Below are 17,878 nucleotides of genomic sequence, written 5' to 3' on the forward strand. Positions count from 1 at the left end.
CTTTCGCCCTCTTCAAGATGGCTCCGTGCCACCGAGGCCGGAGACACGGTCTGAGAACAGAGGAAGGTTGCTGCGGAAGATAATATGCGGTGCGAGACGAACTACGGAAGAGGTCTTCTTCTCTTCAAGCAGGTAAGTCATGAGGTTCTCAAAGGCGACCTTTCCTTGAGTAAATGGCCGCTGGTAAAGAGTCGCGAGGATTTGACCATTTTCAATCAGCGGCACCAGCTCTCCAAAGAGATCCGTCGTGACGATCTGGATTTTTCCCAGCAAACCCTCTTCATGAAGCGCCTTAAGGACAGGGGCACTATTCGCTGTGCTGATATACAGCCCCTGAGGCTTCACCTCTTCGCGGACAAGCGCCAACGTTTGCCGGTAGGCTTCCTTGGGACGCTCATGCGATTCGATTGCGGGAAGCAGGCTGAGATGAGGAGCAATCATAGCAAGGGTTGCCGCAAAGCCGCGGAGCTTTTCGGCATGGTCAAGCGTGGAAAGCTCACCAGTGATTGTGGCGACATGCGCCCTGCGGTTAAGTTTCAGAGCGAGAAGCTCGGCGGCCAACGCTCCGCTGGTGTAAGCATGTGTCGAGACCAGGCCGATTCGGCTGCTGTTCGGTGCGTCGCTCGACACGCAGAACATCGCGGTTCCATGTTCCGTCAACCGGTGAATGATCGAGTCAAGCTTTCTAGGGTTCCCCGGCGTGAAGATAATGCCGTCGTTGTCTTCCTTCAGCCGGGCCTCGAGAAGCTCCGAATCCCCATATCCGAGGCGCGCGTATTCGTGAAACGTGACCTCAACGTGCATTCCAACCGATGCCGCAGCCGCTTCGCGTATGCCGGCACGCAAAGGGTCGAAGAAGTGAGAGATTTCTTTGGGAAGGACTACGGCGATCTTGATTCTGCGATTGAGTCTCAAAGCCTGAGCCGCGAGATTAGGTTTGTATCCCAATTGGTCCGCTATCTTTTGGACCTTCGCTTTTGTCTTCAGGCTGACGCCTCTACGATCGTGCAATGCACGATCCACAGTTCCAATCGATATCCCGAGTGCCTCAGCTATTTCTTTGATTCCCGCGTTCTTCGGTGTGCTATTCATAGGTTTTATAGTGGCAGCATTGAGCGCAGGTTCCATCGTACGGCGATTTTGCGTCCACGGAACAGTCCTTTTGTCATGAATTTCTGCCGAGGCTACCGAGACTCACGTAGCCCGTCAATCCCAAGATTGATGAGAGGCATCGCACCTGTCGATCCTGATCAAGGAAACAAGCTTAGATATCGGTTCCTTCGAGCCGGCAGCGGCTTTAGCGGCTCTGCGGAAAGATTCCATGACTCCTACTAGACGAGAATTTGTCCGGGGCGGTCTGGCTCTCACTGCCACTCCGGTGAACGCCCGCCTTGCACTTGGCGAAGAGGGGGTGGCTGACCAGGTCCTCTGGTACCGCAGCGAAGCGAGGCGTTGGCTCGAGGCCCTTCCAATTGGGAATGGAAGGATTGGCGGGATGGTCTACGGGGGCGTCATGAAGGAGCGGATCGCTTTGACTGAGTCAACGGTTTGGTCCGGAGCGCCAGGCGTGTCCGATATCAATCCAAGAGGAGCAACGCAGCTCAATCAAATACGCGCACTCCTCTTTCAGGGGGACTACGTTCAGGCCCGGAAGCTCTGTGAAGAATGTCTTCTCAGCCACCCGACTTCTTTCGGCACAAACCTGCCGTTGCTCGATCTGGTTCTGGAATTGACTCATCGCGGTGATCCAAGTCAGTACCGGCGTACCCTCGATCTGGACCAGGGAGTTGCTCGTGTAGAGTATCGAGCCGATGGGCATCGCTTTACGCGAGAGACGTTTTCTTCAAATCCAGAAGGCGCCCTTGTCGTAAATCTGCGAAGCGACACCCCTGGGCAAGTCAGCCTCAAAATGATCTTCGAGAGCATCAAGTTACCAGGAAAGATCATTCGGTCCGGATCTGACACTCTTATCTTTCAGGGCCACGCATTCGAATCGAAGCACAGTGACGGAAAGCAGGGCGTTGAGGTGGAGTGCCGCGTTCGTCTCCTCCATGTTGGGGGAGTGGTTACGGGCGGGGAAGAGTATCTGCAGATCGGCGGTGCAGATGCAGTGACGCTAATCGTCGCAATTGCCACCAGCTACGGTGGCCACGTTCCGGAGATAGACTGCAATAAGGCATTAGAAGGTGCCACCTCAAAGAGTTATGCAGACCTTCGTCGAAACCATATCGCGGACCATCAAACCCTGTTCCGTCGTGTTCAGATCGACTTGGGATTTCGAGCTGAAGCCAAAAGAATTCCAACCGATCAGAGGCGACGGTCATTGGAGGCAGGCGGCAGCGATCCCGGATTGTGTGCGCTCTTCTTTCAATATGGGCGCTACCTTACGATTGCCGGTTCGCGAGCGAACTCACCTCTTCCGCTTGCGTTGCAGGGAATCTGGAACGATGGGCTTGCTTCGAGTATGGGCTGGACGGACGATTTTCATTTGGACATCAACACAGAGCAAAATTATTGGCTAGCAGAGGTCGGCAACCTCACTGAGTCACAGCTTCCACTCTTCACTCTGATCGAGCACACACAGAGTTCAGGCAGGCGCACTGCACAGAGCCTCTACGGTGTACATGGATGGGTCAGCCATGTGGTCACAAATCCGTGGGGCTATACGGCAACCGGATGGGGTTTGGGATGGGGAATCTTCGTCACGTCGGGTATCTGGATTTCGCTCCAGATGTGGGAGCACTTTCGTTTTACGCAGGACATAGAGTTCCTTCGCGAACGTGTGTATCCGGTATTCAAGGAAGCGGCTGAGTTTTTCATTGCATACATGGTGGAGCATCCGAAACACGGATGGCTCGTCACAGGACCATCCGACTCACCGGAGAATTGGTTTCGCACTTCATCTGGCGTCGAATGCAGCGAATCGATGGGACCTACGTGTGATCGTGTCCTTGTCCATGCGCTCTTTAGTATCTCTTTGGAAATTCAAGCGAGGCTCTCGATTGACTCCAGCTTCGGCAGCGAGCTTCGACGGGCGCGAGAGAAGCTCTCCCCACTTCAGATTGGTCGTTACGGCCAGCTTCAGGAATGGCTGGAAGACTTTGAAGAGGCTCAGCCGAATCATCGGCACACTTCACACCTGATCGCCCTATATCCGGAAAACCAAATCTCCCCGGAAAAGACCCCTGCCCTCGCCATGGCTGCACGCGTCACGCTGGAGCGGCGTATCAATCAACCCAATTGGGAGGATACAGAGTGGAGCCGCGCCAATCTCGTGAACTACTATGCCAGACTCTGGGATGGAGAGGCGGCACACCATCACTTAGTTGGCCTTATCGCAAAAGCGACCGAAGACAATCTCCTGACTTACTCTCGTGGTGGCGTTGCTGGCGCGGAGCAAAATATCTTCGCAGTCGACGGCAACACTGCTGGAGCGGCAGGGCTTGCCGAGATGCTCTTGCAATCACAGGGTGATTTCCTCCATCTTCTACCTGCGCTGCCGGCGGAGTGGCCCGACGGACGGGTAAGCGGGCTTTGTGCTCGAGACGGCTTTCAGGTCGACATGCGCTGGCGTTCGAGCCGACTGATTTCTGCGGCGATATCGAGCAAACTCGGTGGGACGTGCAACGTCCGTTACGGAAAAACAGTGCTGCCGATTCGCGTAGAGCGAGGCCGTAGAGTGCGCTTGACGGAACTGTCCTTCCGAAACAAAGAGAATGTAGCAACACACGAACCGACAGTGTCTTCGTAATGCAGCTATTTATAACAATTAGATGGAGCCACAAATGATTGCTGAGGTAGCAAGGATGATTGGACGAGGGACGAACGCGGGCACCTTTTGTGCGGCGGCAAAGCACAGACGGAAGCTTCGTTTCATAGTCTTACTTTGCATTGCGTTCGGGAGCACGCACCTTCCTCTGTTTGCGGAAGGGCAATCGAATGCAGCTCTGATTCACTTTGACAGTCAAGCGCAGGTCTTTCGTATGGATACGGCTGATATGTCCTATGTGTTTGGAATTAATGAAAAAAAACAACTGCAGGCGATTTATTGGGGAAAACGTCTGAGTTCAGCTGATACCTTCGCGATGCCCCATTCCGATCCTGGTGTATCTTCCTTCGAGTCTTCGACCAACACGACGCGACAAGAGTTCGTTGGTTGGGGGGGAGGGCTCTACGTTGAACCTGATCTGAAGGTTACTTTCCCGGATGGAAATAGAGACCTAGTTCTGGAGTATGTCTCGCATCGGATCGACGGGAACCAGCTCACGATTCTGCTGAAGGACATTTCGCGGGAGGTCTATGTCGAGTTGCAGTATCAAATCGATGCCTCTACGGGTGTTCTGACACGATCAGCACAAGTACATAACAGAACTTCCGCGCCGCTCACGGTTGAGGAAATTGCTTCGGCCACGTGGAACTTGCCGCACGGCACGGATTACCGCTTGCGTTACCTCACCGGTCGTTGGGCAGGGGAGTGGAGCCTCCGCGAACAAATCGTTCAGCCTGGAAAAACCATTCTCGAAAGCCGTCGCGGATCGACGGGCGCCCAGAACAACCCATGGTTCGCCATCGATAAGAACGGTTCAAACGACCAGGAGTATGGCGACGTTTGGTTTGGCGCTCTGGGGTGGAGCGGCTCTTGGCAGATCAGCATTGAACAGGATGCTACAGAGCAAGTTCGCGTAACGGGAGGCCCCAATCGCTTTGATTTTGGCTATCGTTTGGCACCTGGAGAGCACCTGCAGTCACCCGATTTTTATGCCGGCTACTCGCGTGACGGCATCGGTGGGGCTTCAAGACTTCTACATCGTTTCGAGATCTCAAACATCTTGCCCCACGCCCCGAGTCCGAAGCTTCGTCCCATTTTGTACAACTCCTGGGAGGCGACAGAGTTCAAGGTGGATGAGGCTGGACAGGAAGCCCTCGCGGAGAAGGCAGCGAGCATCGGCATTGAACGCTTCGTTGTTGACGATGGCTGGTTTGGACAACGATCAAGCGATCACGCTGGGCTTGGCGATTGGTATGTCAACCCGGTCAAGTTTCCTCACGGTCTGAAGCCACTGATCGACAAGGTGCATTCACTGGGCATGGATTTTGGCCTCTGGGTCGAGCCTGAGATGGTCAATCCTGATAGCGATCTCTACCGTAAGCACCCTGATTGGACGCTGAACTTCACCGGCCGGCCGCGGACTGAAGGCCGGAACCAACTGATGCTTAATCTTGCCCGTCCAGATGTTCGTGCCTATGTCTTTCAATCACTCGATAAGCTACTCAACGAGAATGACATCGCATTCCTCAAGTGGGACTACAACCGCAATTGGTCCGAACCGGGATGGCCGGCCGTGGCGCCTGAGGACGAGAAGAAGGTCTACATCGCCTATATCCAAAATCTCTACTCCATCCTCGATGAGCTGCGTACGAAACATCCCCACGTCGAGATTGAAAGTTGCTCCGGAGGTGGCAGTCGAGTGGACCTCGGCATCATGTATTACACGGACGAGGTTTGGCCGTCCGACAATACCGATGCGTTCGATCGTCTCCTGATACAGGATGGGTTCACCTATGCTTATGCTCCAGGTGTGATGATGGCGTGGGTCACGGACTCGCCAACCTGGGTCAATAAACGCTCTTTGTCCCTCGAATACCGCTTTCTCTCTTCCATGCAGGGATCGCTCGGCGTTGGTGCAAATCTAAACAATTGGAAGCCAGAAGATTTTGCAACTGCGAAAAAAATGGTGACCCAGTACAAACAAATTCGGGAAACCGTGCAGCGAGGCTCGCTCTATCGCTTGATCTCACCCCAGAAGGGAAGTGAGCAATCTGTAACTGAATCGGTGTCAGAAGATCAACGACATGCAGTCGCCTTCGCCTTTCTCCACTCTAGCCAGATGCTATATCCCTTTCCAACGATCTATCTTCGAGGATTGAAGACCGACGCGATGTATCGCATCGACGCGCTTGACGGGAAGCTATCCAAAAATCTCCCGCCTGTTGCCAGTGGTGCTTTCTGGATGGAGCATGGTGTTGATGTTGAGCTCCGCGGTGATTTCCAGGCCGCTGCTTTCAGATTGGAGATAGTGGAGCGGTAGCCTATGGCAATCGGCTGACCTTGTTTCCACAATACAGGCGTTATTTCCACAAAAAAAAGGTATTACGACCGGATGCTTTCAAGCAGATTGCGAGTATCTTACGAATCAACGGAGGAGAAATCTTCCAGTAGGAGAGAGTAGACAGAGGCCATCCGGAGAACCGGCAACGGAACTCAAGAAGCACCCAGGCAACTGGATGCTTTGGATGAAACCGAGGAAGCTCTTACAGCGAATTCGATAGCGGAAACGTATGGAAGGCTCGGGCTCTGCTCGCAGTCACCAAACAATTCTGAAATTGCAATCAGTTGTGACTGGGGCGCCGAACCTGGTCTTCGAAAATCGGTAAGCAGGGGGCGAGTTCTCGAAAGAGAGTTCGTCCTTTCGCTTTTTAACCGTCGTTACAGAAAGCGTAGTTATTTGTGAATACCGACAGGGCCTTCCCAAAAGAAGCCCCTATCGGCGTAGTTAGGGTTTATTCGGTTTCGTCGGTTAGAGCTAAGGTGCCTACGTCGCTTCCGTTGCCCGCAGAGAAGACCGCTTGCACCGAAAAGGTATCGCTCTTCCCGCAACCCGGGGCGAACGAGATCGGCACCTCAACCGAGCGTGTCGCCGAAGGAGCAATCGGTCCCACCGGAAGCGGAACCGGCAGCAGAACGCTTACCCTGCAGCCATGGTTGCCCGTATTCGGAACAATCGTGAAGCTATTTAGCAGCGTCTGTCCCGCAGCCGAGTTGCCTCCATTGGCCAGCGTCACCTGCCACAGGCGCAGGTCGACGGGTCCGGCTTTGCGTGTAACCGTCGCACTCAGGTTGGGAGTGCCCACAATCGGAGCGACGGTAATGCTGTCCAACCCCGGAGCAAATCCATTCGCATTAGGATTACCAAACGAGATAGTGTTGACCCCGGCATGGAGCTGCACCGGAATGACCACGGGTTGTGGGTCGCTGAAGGTGCTGCCGTTAAGATCAAGCTCGATCGGCGTCCCATTGTTGACGGTTGCGAAAAAAGTGCGCGGACCCTGCGTGGCATAGTCCACCTCAAGCTGGTACATGCCGCTCTCAGGAACCGTCACGGAATTAAAGGTCACGCTATTGCCCGCACCTCCTCCAAAGCTACCGACAATCGCGCCTCCCGAGCAATACGGGCACCCGCCCACGCTGGCCGTTCCAGTCAGCGTCGCGGCCTCGGCCTCATAGGTAGTGGATGTGCTGGGGATCGCATCGCCGTTCCCACGGATAATGATGCGATCGAGTCCCGGCGCAAAGGTCCCGGCATTACCGAAGGTGATCGTGTTGTGCCCCTTATTCAGTGTGACCGGAACAGTGGTGGAAGATGGAAGGTTGAAGCTTCCCCCACCAAGGTTCAGCGTAGCTGAGGGGCCTCCGTTGATGTTGTACTCATACGCGCGTGGGTCTTCGGTGAGGTAATCCACTTCCATGAAGTAAGTTCCAGCGCGTGGAGCCTCTACATTGTTGAAGGTGACAGTATCCGTGCCAGGAGCGCCACCCAGAAATCCGGCTTCAGCTCCCCCTGAGCATGCCGAGCAGTTGCTCACGGTGGCGGTTCCAGTAAAGCTGCCCGATTCACCCTCGTAAACAGTCCCCCCCGGCTCCGAAACACTGCCCACGCGCCGAACCTTGAGCACGCGCGATCCATGCCCAGCCAGAACTGTGCTGAAACTGTTGGAGAAGCCGCCCAGGTTGATCCGATTCCACACATCGCGCACGCTGGCGGCAGTGGCAAAACCAAGGTCGCTCCACCTCACCGCCACTTTGGTAGGAAAGGCATTCAGGTTGAAGAGCGCCACATATTCATATCCGTCATTCGTGTCAGAGACCCAAACTGGAGTGAAGCCGCCTCGCACCTGCGTAGCCGGATGCTCCGACTGATCAATCGCGATAACTTCATCGTTGCTCAGGGCTGACTTGGCGAAGCTGTCCAGCTTAGTCAGGTCGCCTCCCAGGTACATCGGTGCATTCACCATGGCCCAAAGTGTGATGGCCGATTGCTTCTCATCCTGGGTAAGGCCATCAAGTGTGCCGTCTCCCACATCGAGAGTATCCAGATCGTTCCAGCCCATCGTGGTGCCCACACTGTGCTCCCAACCCACGGCCTCATACTCGCGTAGAACAACGTGTGGCCAGTCCGTCAGCGTGGCGCAACCGCCTTCACATTCAATGTCCTGGTCGATGCGGCGAGCATTCGAGAACTGCTGCCATGTACCGAGGAAGTCTTGGTCGATATCCCACGAAACTGTCAGCCAGATAGGCCGACCGCTCTGTGCAATGGCCTTCGACCATGCTTCTACGTCGGGACGATCATCAATGGCAAGGCTATCGACATCTGAACCCGGAGCCACAGCGTCCAACTTGATGAAGTCAATGCCCCATGAGGCAAAGAGATTCACAACCGAGTTGATATATTCCTGCGCGCCCGGCTTGGTGAAGTCGATCTTATCGTGGAAAGGATTGGGTGGCGCAGCCGCAAACGTATTGCCCTGCGCCAGCGGAATGGCGACAATCTGCTGCGTTGTGTAAAGCGTTCCAAGGATAGGGAAGTTGCCGTCAACTGCCGGCTGCTCAATGCCGGGAATCCAGTAAATGCCCGCCTTTTGGCCATTCGCGTGGATGTGATCAATCAATGCCTTAATGTCAGGGAAGTTTGGAGCAGCGGGAATCGGGCGCCCGTTCGCGTCAAACGTGGACATCCATCCCGAGTCGATATTGATGTATTGGAAGCCATGCTGCTGAAGCCCTGAGGCTGCCAACGCATCCGATTGCGCCTGAATGTTGGCCTGCGTAAGAAAACTGCTGTTGATAGTCTGCTCGCTGAAGGTGCTCCAGCCAAGATAGGGTTTCTGTCCTACGCCGTTCACCTGTGCCTGTGCACGTGAATACGGAAGGAGAAATCCGGTCGCGGCTAGAAATAGGGAACAAACATATTTACAAGTCTGGAACGAACCAAAACCGTGAAGCCTGGTTTCCATGGGATTGCCTCCTGGCACTTTGTGTACTCGCGTAAGAGCAGAGTGTGGCGAAGTTTAAAGACGGTAACGTAAACGTTATTTAAGCCAAAAATGAAGCACGCCGACTGTAGATGTGCCGATTTACATCTGTCAAGAAAAAGAATGTAATTTATTTGTTTACCGAGAAATCATCATAAATATTGGTCTTTAGCCGCCCATTTGCCAGTGATGCAGATAGAAGAAGAGAGAAATGGGGAGGTTGGCGCAAAATTTAAGTTTACGTTAACGCTACCTCACCCAGGCATCCCGTAAAAAATCAAAGCTCCCCGCCCCACGAGGCACAACTCCCTCAACCCGGCGGGTATGAATTACCTCATTGTTCGGATACCACATCGGAACTCCTGGCAAATCCTCCGCCAGAATCTTCTGCACCTCAACGTAATCTGCTCTCCTCGCCGCCCGATCCGAACTAGCTGCCGCCTCCGTCAGCAAAGCGTCCAAGCGCCCATTGGAATACCGCCCTCGATTTCCCCCCTTCGGCGGAAAGCTGCTCGAAGCATACGCATACCGAAAGATATCCGGATCTTCATTGCTCCCAATCCATCGCAGCGCATACATCTGGAACGCACCCTTCGTCACGTCAGCATAAAACGTCCCAAACTCTGCCGACCGTATCTCCAACCGAATCCCCGCAGCCCGCAATTGCTGCTGCAACACCGTCACCATCAGCCGAGTCGTCTCATCCGTACTCGTCTTCATCGTCAGCCGTAGCCGCACCCCATCTTTACCGGCAGGGAAGCCCGCCTCCTCCAGCAACTTCTGCGCCCGCGCCACATTATGCGGATATTGCGCTAACTCCGCATCCGTCGCCGCTGCCCAGTGTCCCTCCGGCAGCAACGTATCCGCCAGCCGAGCCTGCCCCCGCCAGATTGCATCCACAATCGCCTGACGATCCATCGCACACGCAATCGCCTGTCGCACCCGCTTGTCCTTCAACAACGGATCTGTAACATTAAATGTCACATAAACCACTGGTGACCCGATCCCCGACTCCACCTTCAGGTTCCGCGCGCTCTCCAGCGCATGCACCATATCCAGCGTCACCACGTTGCTAGCCAGGTCCGCCGATCCCTTCTTCAGCTCCAACGCACTCGTAATCGCATCCGGCACCACCTCAAACCGCACCTGCTCAATCCGCTCGGCACCGACAGGTACCTCCTGCATCCCCGCCCAGTACTCATGATTCCGCGCAACGATCACCTCTTTATCCTGCACCGCGCTCACAAACCGAAACGCCCCCGACCCCACCGGATGCAATCCAAAATCTCTCCCGCTCCCACGCGGCACCACGCCAAACAAACCATCGCTCACATTGAACAATAGACCCTCATCAGGCCGCTTCATATGCACGACAACCGTAAGCCGATCCGTCGCTTCAACCTTGTCCACCGCCGCGAAGCCCCCACCCTTCGCAGTCACAACCGAACCATCAATCAAACTCCTGATCGTGTAAGCAACATCCTCCGCCTCAAGCGGCCTCCCATCATGAAATCGCACGCCATCCCGCAGATGAAACACCCACGTCAAAGGGTCAGGCTGCTCCCAACTCTTAGCCAACCAGGGCTGCAACTCATAGTGCTCATCCTTCTTCACCAGAGCATCAAAGATCAGCCCACCCACCCGCTCCGACTGCGCATCCGCGCCCACCCGCAAGTCCAAATTATTCGGACTGCTCTCAATAATCACCACCACCGACCCCGGCTCTTCCGCGCGCCGGCTGCAACCACACAGCGATACGCATATGAGAAACAAGGTCTTGATCGCAATGTGTGAGGTACAAGGGAAATTTCTTTTAGTCATAACCTAAGTCGGGTCGTACAACGTAGACAAGTTGTGCAAGATTTTTTGAAAATCCTCCACGCTCTTCTCGGAGCCCATCAGCGCCGCTGACCACATTCCATCGTTTGAGAAACAAACAACATGGACAGACAAAAGTCTTATGCGATGGGTTGAGAGGCAGGAGTAGTGCGTTTGTACGAATGTGTTTCCGGAAAACTCTTCGGTCCAATCTCCTGGTTGTTGCAAACGAGGTTCGATACTTTTCCAGCGCTGCATCGCTGCCGTCGAATCAAACGGCTTCAGCCTGTTATCTTGAATGTCAATCGATTCAGAACCGAGATAAGTGAGTCGTCTCGATGATCGGCGAAGTGCAATCGAGTGTGTTCCAGCTGGCGTCGGTTCTTGTCGCCACATCAAAGGAACTTTGAGTGGTCTATTTTGATATGTGGGCGTCCAGTTGTGGCTCAATCCCCAGCACAAATCACTCGCTGGCATCGTTACATAAGGCAAAAGCCAAAGCGCTACCAGAATAAGTCCGACAACAAAACAGATGCGCCCAATTGGTACGTTTCGATTCCAACATCGAACTTTATCGCCAACCATCACGCGCGGGTCACCTTTCCCAAAATTACTTCTCTTTTCGCTCCGGTAGCTGCAGGAATATTCCCTGGCAACTCATGCCAGCTCAACCACGCAAGCAGCGCAAACGCCACGCCCTCCTTGGCCTGTGACGGAACGCCCAACTCCTCCATCAACCGCACCTTCACTCCCATCGGCTCCAATCCTTCCGTCAGCAACCCGATCAAGGAAGCATTCTTCGTCCCTCCTCCGGCAACTACGAACTCCACCGGCGACAGCGGTGCAGCTTGTCCAACGTGCGCCCATACAAACTTCTGATAAGCCTTCAAGATCGACGCAGACGTCAACGCAGTTGCCGTAGCAACAACATCTTCGTCTCTATCCTCACTCCCACCAGCCTTGCGGCACATCGCAATAAATCGCGAAACAAACGTCTCTCCAAACTGCTCCCGCCCGCAAGACTTTGGCGGCAGGGCAGAGAAGTAAGGTTCTTTCAGGATCATCTCCACCACATCCCGCAGCACGAGTCCTGTCCGAGCAACAGCACCGCCTCGGTCAAACTCGCGCTCATACAGTCTCTTCATACAGGCATCGATCACCATATTTCCCGGCCCCGTATCGAACGCCATCAGCCCACCCACTCCCGCCTCTGCTGGCACAGCGGTAACATTCCCGATTCCGCCAAGATTTAGCAAAACCCTACTCACCTTCGCAGAGCGAAACATGCAGTAGTCCAGCATAGGCACCAGCGGAGCGCCCTGTCCTCCAGCAGCCAGATCCGCTGGCCTGAAGTCGCTCACCACCGGAATCTTCAACCGCTCCGCGATCACCGCGGCCTCGCCCATCTGCCATGTCGCACGGGTCGCCTTCCCCAGATAGTTCTCCGAAGCCCCTTGGTGGTACACCGTCTGCCCATGACAACCCACCAGCTTCACCTTCACCCCAAACTTCTCCTGTGCCTTCGCTACTGCATCTGCATACACCTCACCCAATCGCCAGTTCAACCGCGCAAGCTCTGCCACCGGAATCGCATCAGCATCCATTGCACACAGCACTGCCGCTCGCACAGCCTTGGGATAAGCCACCCCCAAATGACCCAGTAGCTTGATCCGAGGCGTCCCACCTGCATGAAGCGGCGGCGAAATCCTGCAGACTGCAACGTCCACTCCATCCGCCGAGGTACCACTCATCACTCCAGCCACCACCATGCTCTTCACAAATCCTCCCAAACCGGGCAAAGCCCGGACCCACGCACCTGGCATCTCACAGAAAAGGTATACGAGTCACGAAGTGACCGCCCCGCGCGCAGCGGGCCCGTCCGGCAGGACATCATCCCTTCAACTCCCTCTGCAACTCCGCCAGCAAATTCAAAGCCTCACGCGGAGTCAGCCCATCCACATCAGCCTCGGCCAACCGATCCACAATCCTCTGCGACAGCGGTGTAAACATAGTCATCTGCATTTGCGCTCCCTGCGCAGGCGAAGCCTCTCTCACCTGTTGCGTCTCAGCCCGCTCATGTACCTTCAACACCTCGCGAGCCCGCGCAATCACACCTGTCGGCAGCCCCGCCAACCTGGCAACCTCAATTCCATAGCTCTTACTAGCAGGCCCAGCCTCCACCGTATGCAAAAACACAATCCCCCCCGCCGTCTCCTTCACCGTCACTCGCAAATTCGTCAGCCTCGCCAACCGATCCGCAAGCAGCGTCAGCTCATGATAGTGCGTCGCAAACAGCGTCCTCGCACCAATCCGGTCATGCAGATGTTCCACCGTAGCCCACGCCAGACTCAATCCATCATAAGTAGCAGTCCCACGCCCCATCTCATCCAGCAACACCAGTGAGCGATTCGTCGCAGTATTCAAAATCGCCGCCGTCTCCGTCATCTCGACCATAAACGTCGACCGCCCCCGCGCCACATTGTCGCTCGCCCCAATCCGCGTGTAGATCCGATCCACCAACCCCAGCCGCATCCTCTCCGCAGGAACAAAGCTCCCCATCTGCGCCATCACCACCAGCAACGCAGCCATGCGCAGATACGTACTCTTTCCTCCCATATTTGGCCCCGTAATCAACAGCACCGCCGGTCCCGCATCCGCATCCAGATGAACTGAATTCGGCACAAACCGTCCTCCACCCGACTCCTCCATCCGTTTCTCCACCACCGGATGCCTAGCCTGCACAAACTCCAGCACGCCCGACTCCTCCACCTGCGGCCTCACCCATCCACGCAGCGCAGCCAGGTGCGCAAAACACCCCAGCAGATCGATCTCCGCGATCTTCCTCGCAGTGTCCCGCATCCGCCCCGCGGCGTCCAGCAACTGCCGCCGCAACTCCGCAAAGATCTTCTTCTCGATCTCCCCACTCCGCTCCTGCGCGGTCAAAATCTTCGTCTCATACTCCTTCAACTCAGGAGTAGTAAACCGCTCCGCATTCACCAGCGTCTGCTTCCGCTCATAATCCGACGGCACCGCCTTGGCATTCGCCTTCGTCACCTCAAGGTAATAGCCAAACACATTGTTAAACCGCACCTTCAGCGATCCAATCCCCGTCCGTTCGCGCTCCCTCTCCTCAATCGCCGCCAGCGCCTGCCGTCCACTCCGGCTCAGTTCCCGCAGCTCATCCAACTCCGCATCCACCCCCTCGCGAATAGCCCCACCATCTCCAAGCGAAACAGGCGGCTCCTCCACAATCGTCCGCACAATCATCTCGTGCAGATCCTCCAGCGGATCGATACTCTCCCCCAACTCCCGCCACCTCGCACTCCCAAACAAACGAACCGCCGCCACCACCCCTGGCAAACACCCAAGCGTCTTCGCCAACGCCATCACCTCCCTCGGCCCAGCCGAGTCCAGCGCCACCCTCCCCAGCAATCTCTCTAAATCCAGCACCCCATCCATCGACCGCCGCAGCTCCTCACGCCGTCGCAGATCCCCCGCAGCCTCACCCACCGCCTCCAGTCTCGCCTCAATCTCCCCCAACCCGCTCGCCGGCCTAAGCAGCGAAGCCCGCAGCAACCGCTTTCCCATCGGCGTACAACAAGCATCCATCGTGTAAAACAACGTAGTCTGCACCGACTCACCCGAAAATAGCGGCTCCACCAACTCCAAATTCCGCACACTCACCGCATCCAACTCGAGACAAGTAGACCGCTCATAAAACCGCAGCCCATCCACATGTTCCAGCCCACCCTGCTTGGTCGCCCGCATGTAATGCAGCAGAGCCCCAGCAGCCATCGCAGCCGCCTCATGCCCACCCAACCCCATCCCATCCAGCGAGTGCACCTTAAAGTGATTCCTCACCAACGGCACCGCATGATCGGCCGTAAACACCCACTCCTCCACCGCCGTCTTCGTTCGAATCCCATCCAGTCCCGCCGCCGTTTCGCTCTCACCCGCCAGATTCACGCCACCCAGCAACCCGCTCCCATACAGCAACTCCACCGGCCGTACCCGCCCCAACTCGTCCACCAGCCCCGCCCATCCGCCCACACCCGCAAACTCCGTAGCCCGAAACTCCCCCGTAGAAAGATCCAGCAACGCCAGCCCCCAAACCTGCGCCGCCCCCGAACCCAACACCCCCGCACTTGCCAGATAGTTACTCTGCTCGGCTCCCAACGTCGGATCGAGCGCAGTCCCCGGCGTCAGCACCCGCGTCACCTCCCGCCGCACGACCGTCTTCGTCAGCTTCGGGTCTTCCATTTGCTCCAGCAGCGCAACCTTATACCCCAGGCGCAGCAGCTTCTGCAGATAAACCTCAGCCGCATGGTACGGAACCCCGCACATCGGCTGCTTCTTCTCGCGATCCCTCGCCGTCAGCGTAAGTTGCAACACACGCGAGACAAGAATTGCATCCTCATAAAACAGCTCATAAAAATCCCCAATTCTGCAAAACACCAGGCAGTCGGGATACTGCTCCTTCGCCGCAAAATATTGCCGCATCGCCGGCGTCGCCCCAGCAGCCGCCTCCGCAAAATTCGTTACCGTCTCATTCGCCATCCCATTCATAATCCCACAACAACAAAGGCGCCGAAGGCGCGTCAGCCTCGATGGCAGATCGCGCCGTGCGCGCAGCACGCCGTTGCCCGTTTTTGCCTTTACCCAACCCAAAGCCAATGCGGTACACTCATAACCAGAAGTCTTAGATCTTCCACGAGAGGTTCTACCCAATGACACAGTCGACCTGGGCCACGCCCGACTTTGAAGAAGTATCCCTTAACTGCGAGATCAACTCCTACGCTCCCGTAGAACTCTAAGCAGAGTTTCTGTGCGGATTAAAGTCCTGGGGGCCGCCGCAGGTGGCGGCCTTCCACAATGGAACTGCACCTGCGCAAACTGCACCTCCCTCCGCCAGCGCCACCCCAACATCCAAGCCAGAACACAGTCTCAGCTAGCCGTCACAGCAGATGACGCGACCTGGTTTCTGATCAACGCTTCTCCTGATCTCCGCCAACAATTCCTCAACAACCCCGAAATCCACCCAGACCCAACCAAGGGCCTACGTAACACCCCCGTCGCCGCAATCATCCTCACCAGTGCCGACCTCGACCACGTCCTCGGCCTCCTCCTGATGCGCGAGTTCACCCCCGTCCGCATCTACGCCACGCGCCCGGTTATCAGCATCCTCAAGAAAAACAGTTTCTTTCACATGCTCGATCGCCTCCCCGGACAATCCCGCTGGACCGAGATCGAACCAAGCATCCCCTTCGACGCAGGTAGCGGCCTCACCTGCACTCCAATCGCACTATCAAACAACCTCCCAACCTACATAAGCGAAGCAGACCGAGCCGCCCTTGACCCAACCGGCGCAACCATCGGACTCATCCTCGAAGACTCGACCGGCGCCCGCGCCGCATACCTTCCCGCGCTACCCTCCGTCTCCGATCCCTTGAAGCAGCTCCTCTCCACGTGTTCCACTATCTTCATCGACGGAACCTTCTGGAGCGACGACGAACTACAAAAGACCCAACCAGGAACCCCGCTAGCCCGTTCCATGGGCCATCTGCCAATCAACGGCCCAGACGGCTCGCTCGAAACTCTGAAGGACCTTAAGAACACTCGCAAAATCTACACCCACATCAACAACACAAATCCGATCTTGCAGGAACAAAGTTCAGAGCGTCGCGAAGTAGAAGACGCAGGCTGGGAAGTGGCATGGGACGGACTAGAGATAACGCTGTAACCAAGACAGACCAAACAGAGTCGGCTCTGCTGAGCAAGGCCGAACTACGTCAACGCCTCCAACAGGTAGGCGAGGCGATGTATCACCACAAACATCCCTTTCATCTGCAAATGCACGCAGGCCAGCTCACACGCGGCCAGATGCAGGCCTGGGTGCTGAATCGCTACTACTACCAGAGCCGCATCCCCATCAAAGACGCCATCATCCTCTCCAAATCCGAAGACGTGGCCCTCCGCCGCGCCTGGCGAAAACGTATCATCGACCACGACGGCGACACTGGTGCAGGTGGCATCGAAAAATGGCTGCAACTCGCAGAGGCTGCCGGACTCGACCGCGACTACGTCATCAGCACCAACGCTATTCTCCCCGGCGTTCGCTACGCAGTAGACGCCTACATCGACCTCGTCACCAACAGCTCTCTTCTCGAAGCCGTCTCCTCCTCGCTCACCGAACTCTTCGCCGGCCAACTCATCGCTCTGCGTATGGACGCTCTCGCGAAGCACTACCCCTGGCTGCAAAATGGACTCGCCTATTTTCAGGGCAGGCTCACCCAAGCTCCCGAAGACGCTGCCTTCGCGTTCGACTACGCAGCCGAACACGCCACCACCCCTCATCTCCAATCGTTGGTAGTCCGCTCGCTTGAGCGAAAGTGCGCTCTCCTCTGGGCGCAGCTCGACGCTCTCCAATACTGCTACGTCGAACCCGGATCGCTCCCCCCGCAACCCAACGTCTTCCGCCCCGAGCTATCATGAGCGAACCCGTCGCAGACACAAGAATCCCGCGTCTCGCAGTAGGTTGCCGCGTCCGTACCGTCTCGCCTGATGAAGCGATGCTTCTAGTCCCCGAAGGCGCACTACGACTCAAAGGCGCAGCCAGCGAGATCATCGGCCTTATCGACGGACAACGTTCCGTAGGTGCAATCACAACTCTTCTTCAACAGAAGCACGCCACAACCGCTGCATCGCAAATCGCCGCCGAAGTAAAACAATTCCTCGACAAACTCTACGCACGCAGCGTCCTCCTCTACAAGAACTAAACCCTTCTTCCTTATCAAGGATGTCGTCATCCTGACCCTGAGCGAAGCCGAAGGGGAAGGATCCCTGTATTAGCTCTTGCTGTTGTCGTTGCCGTTCTTGTTCTCATCCCCGAAGGGGATCTGCTTCTGTCTTTATATAGATGAAGAGAGAAGACCCGCTACGCGCGGAGCGGTCACTTCGTGACATGTAT

General features: G+C 56.1%; 12 protein-coding genes. 6 read left to right on the forward strand and 6 right to left on the reverse strand.

The features are described 5' to 3' along the window. Positions 1-12: 12 nt before the first annotated feature. Complete coding sequence (locus HDF14_RS20520) at positions 13-1,128, reverse strand: LacI family DNA-binding transcriptional regulator (RefSeq protein WP_313899650.1); 1,116 nt, start codon at positions 1,126-1,128, stop codon at positions 13-15. Positions 1,129-1,321: 193 nt separating this feature from the next. Here HDF14_RS20520 and HDF14_RS20525 point away from each other — a divergent pair, with 193 nt between their 5' ends. After that, positions 1,322-3,751 (forward strand): glycoside hydrolase family 95 protein, encoded by a 2,430-nt coding sequence (locus HDF14_RS20525; protein WP_183980418.1) that lies wholly within the window; start codon positions 1,322-1,324, stop codon positions 3,749-3,751. A gap of 34 nt (positions 3,752-3,785) precedes the next feature. Then, a complete protein-coding gene (locus tag HDF14_RS20530; RefSeq protein WP_260698454.1) occupies positions 3,786-6,089 on the forward strand; it encodes an alpha-galactosidase in 2,304 nt (767 codons plus the stop codon). A gap of 472 nt (positions 6,090-6,561) precedes the next feature. Here the strand turns inward: HDF14_RS20530 and HDF14_RS20535 are convergent, their stop codons facing one another. From HDF14_RS20535 to mutS, 5 genes are all read right to left on the reverse strand, one after another. Next, complete coding sequence (locus HDF14_RS20535) at positions 6,562-9,075, reverse strand: alpha-galactosidase D (protein WP_183980420.1); 2,514 nt, start codon at positions 9,073-9,075, stop codon at positions 6,562-6,564. A 267-nt stretch (positions 9,076-9,342) separates the two neighbouring features. Next, positions 9,343-10,803 carry an ABC transporter substrate-binding protein gene (locus HDF14_RS20540; protein ID WP_313899651.1) on the reverse strand — a complete coding sequence of 487 codons (1,461 nt, stop codon included), beginning with the start codon at positions 10,801-10,803 and terminating at the stop codon, positions 9,343-9,345. A 114-nt stretch (positions 10,804-10,917) separates the two neighbouring features. Beyond that, positions 10,918-11,496, reverse strand: a complete 579-nt coding sequence (locus tag HDF14_RS20545) for a hypothetical protein (protein ID WP_183980424.1) — start codon at positions 11,494-11,496, stop codon at positions 10,918-10,920. Further along, positions 11,496-12,680: an anhydro-N-acetylmuramic acid kinase gene (locus HDF14_RS20550; RefSeq protein ID WP_183980580.1), complete on the reverse strand. Its 1,185-nt coding sequence runs from the start codon at positions 12,678-12,680 to the stop codon at positions 11,496-11,498. The genes HDF14_RS20545 and HDF14_RS20550 overlap by 1 nt, the downstream gene beginning before the upstream one ends. 121 nt (positions 12,681-12,801) lie before the next feature. Continuing rightward, positions 12,802-15,468, reverse strand: a complete 2,667-nt coding sequence (gene mutS / locus HDF14_RS20555; RefSeq protein WP_183980426.1) for a DNA mismatch repair protein MutS — start codon at positions 15,466-15,468, stop codon at positions 12,802-12,804. A 170-nt stretch (positions 15,469-15,638) separates the two neighbouring features. Here mutS and pqqA point away from each other — a divergent pair, with 170 nt between their 5' ends. From pqqA to pqqD, 4 genes are read left to right on the forward strand one after another with little or no spacing between them, the layout of a single operon-like run. Further along, the gene (gene pqqA, locus HDF14_RS27715) at positions 15,639-15,725 is read left to right on the forward strand and encodes a pyrroloquinoline quinone precursor peptide PqqA (protein WP_183792039.1); all 87 of its coding nucleotides are present in this window, start codon (positions 15,639-15,641) and stop codon (positions 15,723-15,725) included. An 11-nt stretch (positions 15,726-15,736) separates the two neighbouring features. Next, entirely contained in the window at positions 15,737-16,651 is a 915-nt protein-coding gene (pqqB, locus tag HDF14_RS20565) for a pyrroloquinoline quinone biosynthesis protein PqqB (protein ID WP_183980428.1), read from the forward strand. Continuing rightward, positions 16,624-17,403, forward strand: coding sequence for a pyrroloquinoline-quinone synthase PqqC (pqqC, locus tag HDF14_RS20570; RefSeq protein ID WP_183980430.1), 780 nt, complete (start codon positions 16,624-16,626; stop codon positions 17,401-17,403). The genes pqqB and pqqC overlap by 28 nt, the downstream gene beginning before the upstream one ends. Then, positions 17,400-17,687 (forward strand): pyrroloquinoline quinone biosynthesis peptide chaperone PqqD, encoded by a 288-nt coding sequence (gene pqqD / locus HDF14_RS20575; protein WP_183980432.1) that lies wholly within the window; start codon positions 17,400-17,402, stop codon positions 17,685-17,687. Before pqqC ends, pqqD begins: the two co-directional genes overlap by 4 nt. Positions 17,688-17,878 lie beyond the last annotated feature (191 nt).

Source organism: Tunturiibacter gelidiferens (assembly GCF_014201335.1).
Taxonomy (GTDB): Bacteria; Acidobacteriota; Terriglobia; order Terriglobales; family Acidobacteriaceae; genus Edaphobacter; species Edaphobacter lichenicola_E.